This window comes from Streptomyces sp. NPDC007084, assembly GCF_040703595.1.
Lineage (GTDB): Bacteria > Actinomycetota > Actinomycetes > Streptomycetales > Streptomycetaceae > Streptomyces.
On record NZ_JBEYFY010000108.1, the window covers coordinates 1 to 9,086 of the forward strand.

General features: G+C 73.9%; 8 protein-coding genes and 1 pseudogene. 4 read left to right on the forward strand and 5 right to left on the reverse strand.

Annotated elements, in window-relative coordinates; all coding sequences use genetic code 11:
* From AB0912_RS35525 to AB0912_RS35540, 4 genes are all read left to right on the forward strand, one after another.
* Positions 1-1,261, forward strand: a 1,261-nt coding sequence (locus AB0912_RS35525) for an ADP-ribosylglycohydrolase family protein (protein WP_366707407.1), incomplete at its 5' end; no start/stop codon positions are given.
* Positions 1,258-2,154, forward strand: a complete 897-nt coding sequence (gene rbsK / locus AB0912_RS35530) for a ribokinase (RefSeq protein ID WP_366707409.1) — start codon at positions 1,258-1,260, stop codon at positions 2,152-2,154. The genes AB0912_RS35525 and rbsK, both read left to right, overlap by 4 nt.
* A complete protein-coding gene (locus tag AB0912_RS35535) occupies positions 2,151-3,353 on the forward strand; it encodes a CoA transferase (protein ID WP_366707411.1) in 1,203 nt (400 codons plus the stop codon). The genes rbsK and AB0912_RS35535 overlap by 4 nt, the downstream gene beginning before the upstream one ends.
* The gene (locus tag AB0912_RS35540; RefSeq protein WP_366707413.1) at positions 3,350-4,189 is read left to right on the forward strand and encodes a CoA ester lyase; all 840 of its coding nucleotides are present in this window, start codon (positions 3,350-3,352) and stop codon (positions 4,187-4,189) included. Before AB0912_RS35535 ends, AB0912_RS35540 begins: the two co-directional genes overlap by 4 nt.
* 165 nt (positions 4,190-4,354) lie before the next feature.
* On the opposite strand, the gene lgt is transcribed toward AB0912_RS35540, so the two are convergent.
* The 5 genes and pseudogenes from lgt to AB0912_RS35565 form a co-directional block, all read right to left on the reverse strand.
* Positions 4,355-5,464, reverse strand: coding sequence for a prolipoprotein diacylglyceryl transferase (gene lgt, locus AB0912_RS35545; RefSeq protein WP_366707415.1), 1,110 nt, complete (start codon positions 5,462-5,464; stop codon positions 4,355-4,357).
* Between the two features lie 180 nt (positions 5,465-5,644).
* Complete coding sequence (locus AB0912_RS35550) at positions 5,645-6,421, reverse strand: thioredoxin domain-containing protein (RefSeq protein WP_366707417.1); 777 nt, start codon at positions 6,419-6,421, stop codon at positions 5,645-5,647.
* Positions 6,422-6,616: 195 nt separating this feature from the next.
* Positions 6,617-7,432, reverse strand: coding sequence for a tryptophan synthase subunit alpha (gene trpA / locus AB0912_RS35555; protein ID WP_366707419.1), 816 nt, complete (start codon positions 7,430-7,432; stop codon positions 6,617-6,619).
* Positions 7,429-8,721 carry a tryptophan synthase subunit beta gene (gene trpB / locus AB0912_RS35560; RefSeq protein WP_366707421.1) on the reverse strand — a complete coding sequence of 431 codons (1,293 nt, stop codon included), beginning with the start codon at positions 8,719-8,721 and terminating at the stop codon, positions 7,429-7,431. Before trpB ends, trpA begins: the two co-directional genes overlap by 4 nt.
* A gap of 158 nt (positions 8,722-8,879) precedes the next feature.
* Positions 8,880-9,086 (reverse strand): annotated as a pseudogene (locus AB0912_RS35565) (hypothetical protein); the annotation flags it as partial.

Genomic DNA, 9,086 nt, shown 5'->3' on the forward strand with positions numbered 1-9,086 from the left:
GGCCGCGGGCGGCGCCGCGGCCCCGGTCCGCGCGGGCGCCTCGGCGGTCCCGGCCCCGCAGTCGCTGCGCGGACTGGCGCTGGACCTGCTCGACGAACTCGACGCGCTCCCGGTCCCGTCGGCCGCCGACGAGCCCACGGACCTGGCCCTCATCAGGGCCCGTTGCCCCGAGTGGCCGGGCCCGCCGCCCGCGCCCCCACCCGTCCCCAACGCGGCCCGCCTGGAGGCGGCCTGGCTGGGCCGGGCGGTGGGCTGTCTGCTCGGCAAACCGGTGGAGAAGCTTCCCCTCGACGGCATCCGCGCCCTCGCCCGGGCCGCCGGCAACTGGCCGCTCCGGAGCTGGTTCACGGCACGGGGCGTTCCGCCCGGGCTGCTGGACGCGTACCCCTGGAACCGGCGCTCCGCCCCCACCTCCCTCGCCGAGAACATCGACGGCATGCCGGAGGACGACGACCTCAACTACCCGCTCCTGAACGTCCTGTTGCTCCAGCGCCACGGCCGGGGCTTCAGCACCGCGGACGTGGCCCGGCTCTGGCTGGACGAACTCCCCGCCGGCCGCACCTTCACCGCCGAACGCGTCGCCTACGGCAATCTGCTGGCCGGCGTCGAACCCCCGGACACCGCCCGCCGGCACAACCCGTTCCGCGAGTGGATCGGCGCCCTGATCCGCGCCGACCTGCACGGCTGGACCAACCCCGGCGACCCGGCCGGGGCCGCCGAACAGGCCCACCGCGACGCCGTCCTCACCCACACCGCCAACGGCGTCTACGCCGCGATGTTCACCGCCGCCGTCATCGCCGAGGCCGCCACCGGGGAGAGCGACGTGCACGCCTGTCTGCGCACCGGGCTGACCGTCGTCCCGCCCGCCTCCCGGCTCGCCCGCGCCGTCCGGCACGCCGTCCAACTCGCCTCCACGGCAGCCGACTTCGACACGGTCGTCGACGAGATCCACGCCACCCACCGCGACTGCCACTGGGTGCACGCCGTGCCCAACACCGCGCTGATCGCCGCCGCCCTCACCCACGCGGACGGCGACTTCGGCGCGTCCGTGTGCCGAGCGGTCTCCGGCGGCCTGGACACCGACTCGAACGGCGCGACCGCCGGAAGCGTCGCGGGCCTGCTCGCGGGCGACCCCGCCGCCCTGCCCGGCCACTGGACGGCCCCGCTCAAGAACCGGCTCGCCACCTCCGTCGCCGACTTCGACGGCGTCGGCTTCGACGCCCTCGCCCACCTCACACACCGGGAGACCGTCCGCCCATGACCCACATCGCCGTGCTCGGCAGCACGAACATGGACCTCGTCGCGTACGTCTCCAAGGCCCCGCAGCGCGGAGAGACCGTGACGGGGCGGGAGTTCCGCACCATCCCCGGCGGCAAGGGCGCCAACCAGGCGGTGGCCGCCGCCCACGCGGGCGCCGACGTCTCGCTGGTCGGCGCGGTGGGCGCCGACTCCTTCGGCACCCAACTCCGCTCCACCCTGGAGCACTTCGGGGTGAACACCGACCATCTGCGCACCATCGAGGGCCCGTCCGGGACCGCCCACATCGTGGTGGACGACGAGGGCGCCAACGCGATCGTCGTCATCCCCGGCGCCAACGGCACCCTCACCACCCTCGCCCCCGGCGACGAGGGCCTGATCGCGGGCGCCGACGCCCTGCTGCTCCAACTGGAGATCCCCGTGGAGGCCGTGGTCGCGGGCGCGCAGGCCGCCCGCCGGCACGGCGTGCGGACCATCCTCACGCCCGCCCCCGCCCAGTTCCTCCCCGCCGAACTGCTGTCCTCCATCGACCTGTTGGTGCCCAACCAGCACGAGGCCGCCGCGCTCACCGGCTTCACCGACCCGGCCGGAGCCGCCGCCGCCCTGCTCGAACAGGTCCCGGAGGTCGTCGTCACCCTGGGCGCGGCCGGCTGCCTCTACGCGGCCCGGGGCGCCGCACCCGTCACCGTGCCCGCCCCCGAGGTGACCGCCGTGGACTCCACCGGCGCGGGCGACACCTTCGTCGGCACCCTCGCGGTGGCGCTCGCCGAGGGCCGGGAGATGCCGGAGGCGCTCACCTGGGCGTCCTCGGCCGCCGCCCTGTCGGTGCAGCGGCACGGGGCGACGTCCTCGATGCCCTACCGCTCGCAGATCGACGCGATCCGGTCCGCCTCGTGAACGGCCGGCCGCAGGGCGGCTCCCTCGGCGGTCTGCGCGTCCTCGACCTCGCGACCCTGTTCGCGGGGCCGCTCGCCGCCACCCTGCTCGGCGACTTCGGCGCGGAGGTCGTCAAGGTCGAGCACCCGAGGCAGCCCGACCCGTCCCGGGGCCACGGCCCGTCGAAGGACGGCGTCGGCCTGTGGTGGAAGCTCCTCGGCCGCAACAAGCGCACGATCACCCTCGACCTGTCCAAGCCCGGCGGCCGGGCCACCCTGCTGCGGCTGGCCGCCGACGCCGACGTGATCGTGGAGAACTTCCGGCCGGGCACGCTGGAGAAGTGGGACCTCGGCTGGGAGGAGCTGTCCGCGGTGAACCCCCGGCTGATCCTGGCCCGCGTCACCGCGTTCGGCCAGTTCGGCCCCTACGCGCGCCGTCCCGGCTTCGGCACCCTGGCGGAGGCGATGAGCGGCTTCGCGGCGATCACCGGCGAGCCGGACGCGCCGCCGACCCTGCCCCCGTTCGGCCTGGCCGACTCGATCGCCGGGCTGGCCACCGCGTACGCCGTGCTCACCGCGCTGAACGCGCGCGAGCGCACCGGCGAGGGCCAGGTCATCGACATGGCGATCATCGAGCCGATCCTGACCGTGCTCGGCCCGCAGCCCCTCTGGTACGACCAGCTCGGCCACGTCCAGGCCCGCACCGGAAACCGCTCGGCGAACAACGCGCCCCGCAACACCTACCGCACGGCGGACGGTTCCTGGGTCGCCGTGTCGACGTCGGCGCAGTCGGTCGCCGAGCGGGTGATGCGGCTCGTCGGCCGCCCGGACGTGATCGACGAGCCCTGGTTCGCGACCGGCGCGGAACGGGCCCGACACGCCGACGTCCTCGACGGGGCGGTCGCCGCCTGGATCGCCCGGCACAGCCGAGACGAGGTCCTCGCCGAGTTCGAGAAGGCGGAGGCCGCGATCGCCCCCGTACAGGACGTCCGGGACGTCATGACCGACCCGCAGTACCAGGCCCTGGACTCCGTCACCACCGTCGAGGACCCCGAACTCGGGCCGCTGCGCATGCAGAACGTACTCTTCCGGCTGTCCGCCACACCCGGCGCGATCCACTGGGCGGGCCGCCCGCACGGCGCGGACACCGACGCCGTTCTCACCGAACTCGGCCTGAGCGGACCGGAGATCGAGGCGCTGAGGGCGGAGGGCGCGCTGTGACGGCCGACCCGCTGCCCCTCACCTATCTGTACGCGCCCGGCGACCGCCCCGAGGTGGTGGCCAAGGCCCTCGCCTCCGGCGCGGACGTGGTGCTCGTGGACCTGGAGGACGCGGTCGCCCCGGACCGCAAGGCCTACGCCCGCGCCGCCACCGCCGACCTGCTCGCCGGGCGGCCGCCCGTCCCGGTGCACGTGCGGGTCAACGCGCTCGACGGCCCGTACGCCGACGCCGACCTGAAGACCCTCTCACCGCTGCCCGGACTGTCCGGGCTGCGGCTGCCGAAGGTGACCTCGCGCTCCGACGTCGTCCGGGTCGCGGAGAGCGCGACCCCCGCGGAGGGCGGCGCGATCCCGCTGTACGCGCTGCTGGAGACGGCCCTCGGCGTGGAGCAGGCCTTCGACATCGCCTCCGCGCACCGTGCGCTGCGCGGTATCGCGATCGGCGAGGCGGATCTGCGGGCGGACCTCGGCATCCGGGACGAGACGGGCCTGGACTGGTCCCGGGCCCGGGTGGTGGTGGCCGCCCGCGCGGCGGGCCTGCCGCCGCCGGTGCAGACGGTCTACCCCGACATCCGGGACGTGGAGGGGCTGGCCGCGTCCTGCGCGCACGGGCGCGCGCTGGGCTTCCTCGGCCGCGCGGCGATCCACCCCCGCCAGCTCCCCATCATCGAGCGGGCCTACCTCCCCACGCCCGCCGAGATCGACGCCGCCGAGGCGGTCGTCGCGGCGGCGGCGGCCGAACCGGGCGCCCAGGCACTCCCCGACGGCCGCTTCGTCGACGCGGCGGTGGTCGCGGGGGCCCGCCGCGTCCTCGCCCTGGCCCGGCGCGCGGTCTGAACAGGAGTTCTGAGCACGAGGTCTGAGCAGGCTTTCTGAGCACGAAGTCCGAGCACGAAGTCTGAGCGGAACATCTGCGCAGGAGGTCTGGGCAGGAGGTCCGCGCAGGACGAAGGGGGCGCCGCGTCCTGGAACGCGGCGCCCCCTTCGGCGTACGGGCGAAGCTCAGCTCTTCTTGGCCGACCCGGCCTCGTCGCGGGCCTCCGAGGCGGTGGCCGCGCCGGGCTCCGTCCCGGACTCCGGCGGTACGGCGGACTCTCCGGCCGGAGTGGAGTCCTCGGCGGCGGGCTTGCCGAGGCCCGCCGACTCAACGTCGGCCGCGTCGGTGCCCGTCCCGTCCTTCACGCCCTCGGCGCCCGTGTCGTCCTTGGCGCCGCTGTCGTCCTTGTCCTTCGCCCCGGTCCCGGACTCGCCCTCCGTGCCCGCGGCGGTCGTCTCGGTGCCGTCGGCGTCCGGTCCGGCGCCGGGCTCCACGACCTCCTCGCGGCCCGGACGCTTCCGCGCCGAGAGCACGATGTACAGCACCGCGAGCAGGAAGACGCCGATCGCGGTCCAGTCGTTGAGACGCAGGCCCAGGATGTGGTGGGCGTCGTCGACGCGCATGTACTCGATCCAGAAGCGGCCGACGCAGTACGCCGCGACGTACAGCGCGAAGGCGCGTCCGTGGCCCAGCGTGAAGCGGCGGTCGGCCCAGATGACCAGCAGGCCGACGCCGACGCACCACAGCGACTCGTACAGGAACGTCGGGTGGTAGTAGCCGGGGACGCGGCCGTCCGTGGAGGAGGTGATGTGCAGCGCCCACGGGAGGTCGGTCGCACGGCCGTACAGCTCCTGGTTGAACCAGTTGCCCCAGCGTCCGGCCGCCTGGGCGAAAGCGATGCCGGGGGCGACGGCGTCGGCCCACGCGGGCAGCGGGATGCCCCGGCGGCGGCAGCCGATCCAGGCGCCCAGCGCGCCGAGCGCGATCGCGCCCCAGATGCCGAGTCCGCCCTCCCAGATCTTGAAGGCGTCCACCCAGTCACGGCCCGCGCTGAAGTACAGCTCGTAGTCCGTGATCACGTGGTAGAGCCGGCCGCCGACGAGGCCGAAAGGCACGGCCCAGACCGCGATGTCGGCCACCGTGCCGGCCCGGCCGCCCCGGGCGATCCAGCGCCGGTTGCCGAGCCAGACGGCGAGGAAGACGCCGATGATGATGCAGAACGCGTAGCCGCGCAGCGGAATGGGGCCGAGGTGCAGCACACCGCGCGACGGGCTGGGGATGTAGGCAAGTTCCATGGCAGGGTCGACGCTACCGTGCCGGACGCCGCCGACGGCGGGCAGCCTGGCAACGGGTCCATAACGTGCGGTGACCCACGGGCCGCGACGGACCGGTGCCCCCGGCCTGCGGACAGGCGGGGGCGCCGGGACGTACGGGCGGCGGGCCGGGGCGCCGGTCCGCACGGGTGTGCGGTGGGCTCAGCTCTGGTTCGCGGCCTCGACCATCTGCTTCAGCTTGGCGGGGGTCATCGACTGGTCGGCGTAGATGTTCTTGCCGCCGAGGAGCACGGTCGGCGTGCCGTTGAAGCCGCTGTTCTGGAACGCGGCGTTCGACTTCGTGACCCAGCTGTCGTGCGTCCCGTCGTTCACACAGCTCCGGAACGCCGGGGTGTCCAGTCCGCCGACCTTGCCGGCCAGCGCGATGAGCTTCGCGTTGTCCGAGAAGGCGTCCTCGGTCTCCTTGGGCTGGTTCTCGTACAGCACGTCGTGGAAAGCGCTGAACTTTCCGGCGTCCTGGGCGCAGGCCGCGGCGTTCGCCGCCTTGCGGGAGCCGCTGCCGCCCATGTTCCCGTCGATCAGGGTGACGAGGTGGTACTCCACCTTGAGCTGTCCGGCGTCCACCAGCTCGTGGATGGTGGGGCGGTAGGCCGCCTCGAAGGCCTGGCAGGCCGGGCAGCGGAAGTCCTCCCAGACCGTGAGGGTCGACTTGGCGCCGTCCTTGCCGACGGGGATGGCGAGACTGTCCTTGCCGGTGGCGCCCGAGGGCGACACGACCGGGCCCGCGGCGTCGCTCTTCTTGTCCTTGCCCGAGTTGGCGGCGACCACGCCGATCACGGCCGCCAGGCCCAGCACGCAGACCACCGAGGCCCCGACGATCAGCGCGCGCCGGCGCTTCTCCGAGGCCTTCTGCTTCTCTCGCTCCGCCGCCATCCGCTCGCGGGCGCTGCGCTTTCCGTCACGGTTCTTCTCGCTCACATCCGGCAGAACGAACCGGGGAGGCGCAGCGCGCCTCCCCGGTCCAAGGTCCACCCGTTCGAGTGAGCGTAATGTCCGTTACGTACGGACACGCCGGTGTGGCGTCCCTACGGACACCCCCCGGCCCCGGACACCCCCCGGCCCTGGACACCTCGGGGCCGGACGGCTCAGGCGCGGGGCTCCCCTTCGAGCCGTTTACGCCGTGCCGCGCACGCCCTTCGCGAGGTCGGCCGCGAGGTCGCGTACGGCGTCGAGGCCGGCCCTCTCGTCGGGCGCGTCCAGCATGCGCTTCACGAAGGCGGAGCCGACGATCACGCCGTCGGCGAAGCCGGCCACCTCCGCGGCCTGGGTGGCGTTCGAGACGCCGAGGCCGACACAGACGGGCAGGTCGGTGGTCGCCTTCGTACGGGCGACCAGTTCCTGGGCCTGCGCCCCGACCGATTCACGCGTTCCGGTGACGCCCATCAGCGAGGCCGCGTAGACGAAGCCGCTGCCCGCCGCGGTGATCTCGGCGAGCCGGGCGTCCTTGCTGCTGGGCGCGACGACGAAGACGGTCGCGAGCCCGTGCTTCTCAGCGTGCTCGCGCCACAGGGCCGACTCCTGCACGGGCAGGTCGGGCAGGATGCAGCCCGCGCCGCCCGCCTCGGCGAGTTCGGCGGTGAACCGCTCGACGCCGTAGCGGTCGATGGGGTTCCAGTACGTCATGACGAGGACCGGCTTGCCGGTGGCCGCGAAGGACTCCCGGACCGTCCGCATCACGTCCGCGATCTTGAGGCCGCCGCGCAGGGCGATGTCGTCGGCGGTCTGGATGACGGGCCCGTCGAGGACGGGGTCGCTGTGCGGCAGCCCGACCTCGACGATGTCCGCGCCGCCCTCGAAGACGGCCTTGACGGCGGAGATCCCGCCGTCGACGGTCGGGAACCCGGCCGGCAGGTAGGCGATGAGGGCGGACCTGCCCTCGGCCTTCGCCGCGGCGAGGGTGTCGCTCAACAGCTCGATGTTGCCGCTCACTTGGCGTCCCCCTCGATCTCGGCGTTCTCGCCCTCGGCGTCGGCGGGGACGACGGCGTCGGCCCCGGTGTCGTACAGGCCGAAGTAGCGGGCGGCGGTGTCCATGTCCTTGTCGCCGCGCCCGGACAGGTTGACGACGATCAGCCCGTCCTCGCCCAGTTCCCTGCCGACCTCCAGGGCGCCGGCGAGGGCGTGGGCGCTCTCGATGGCCGGGATGACGCCCTCGGTGCGGGAGAGCAGCCGCAGGGCCTGCATGGCCGCGTCGTCGGTGACCGCGCGGTACTCGCCGCGCCCGCTGTCCTTGAGGTAGGCGTGCTCGGGGCCGATGCCCGGGTAGTCGAGTCCGGCGGAGATCGAGTAGGGCTCGGTGATCTGGCCCTCCTCGTCCTGGAGCACGTACGACCGTGATCCGTGCAGGATGCCGGGCTCGCCCGCGGTCAGGGTCGCCGCGTGCTCGCCGGTCTCCACGCCGTGTCCGGCGGGCTCGCAGCCGATCAGGCGGACGCCGGCGTCGGGGATGAAGGCGTGGAAGAGGCCGATGGCGTTGGAGCCGCCGCCGACACAGGCGATGGCGGCGTCGGGCAGCCGTCCGGCGCGCTCCAGGATCTGCCGGCGGGCCTCGACCCCGATGACCCGGTGGAAGTCGCGGACCATGGCGGGGAAGGGGTGCGGGCCGGCGACCGTGCCGAAGAGGTAGTGGGTGCGGTCGACGTTGGCGACCCAGTCGCGGAACGCCTCGTTGATGGCGTCCTTGAGGGTGCGGGAGCCGGACTTCACGGCGATGACCTCGGCGCCGAGCATCCGCATCCGGGCGACGTTCAGCGCCTGGCGCTGGGTGTCGATCTCGCCCATGTAGATGGTGCATTCGAGGCCGAACAGCGCGCAGGCGGTGGCCGTGGCGACGCCGTGCTGGCCGGCGCCGGTCTCCGCGATGACGCGGGTCTTGCCCATCCGCTTGGTGAGCAGGGCCTGGCCGAGCACGTTGTTGATCTTGTGCGAGCCGGTGTGGTTGAGGTCCTCGCGCTTGAGGAAGATCCGTGCGCCGCCCGCGTGTTCGGCGAAGCGCGGCACCTCCGTGAGGGAGCTGGGGCGTCCGGTGTAGTGGACGAGCAGGTCGTCCAGCTCGCGGGCGAACTCGGGGTCGGCCTTGGCCTTGTCGTACTCGACGGCGACCTCGTCCACGGCGGCGACCAGCGCCTCCGGGATGAACTTGCCGCCGAACGCGCCGAAGTAGCCCTCGGCGGTGGGGACTTGGCCTTCGGGGTCGGGAATGAAGAACTCGCTGGGCATGCGGTTACCTCGCAGGGGCGACAGCCCCGGTTACGGGTCGGACAGGGGTCACGGCAGCCGGACGCACCCGCGCTCCGCCGTCACCGAGGTGCTCGTCGGTGACACCGCCGCCCGCCGCCCACCTGTGGGGTGGTCCGCAGCCCACCTGTGGGTGATGCTCAGCCCACCCGCGGGGTGGCCGCGGCCGGACGGGTCGGGAGCGCGCGTACGCGCTCGCGCCATCGCATGCCGTTGACCTGTCCCGGCTCGTCGCCGATGACGTAGCGGACGCGGCGCCCGTGCACCCGGCGGGCCGGAGCCCGGCAGCCGCGCGGACGGCAGCCGCGGGCCAGCCGCGCGTACGGGTCGCGGGCCGCCGAGGCGGC

Coding starts and splice junctions, on each gene's coding strand:
- rbsK (WP_366707409.1), top strand. CDS start 1,258: ATGACCCACATCGCCGTGCTCGGCAGCACGAACATGGACCTCGTCGCG.
- lgt (WP_366707415.1), bottom strand. CDS start 5,464: ATGGAACTTGCCTACATCCCCAGCCCGTCGCGCGGTGTGCTGCACCTC.
- trpB (WP_366707421.1), bottom strand. CDS start 8,721: ATGCCCAGCGAGTTCTTCATTCCCGACCCCGAAGGCCAAGTCCCCACC.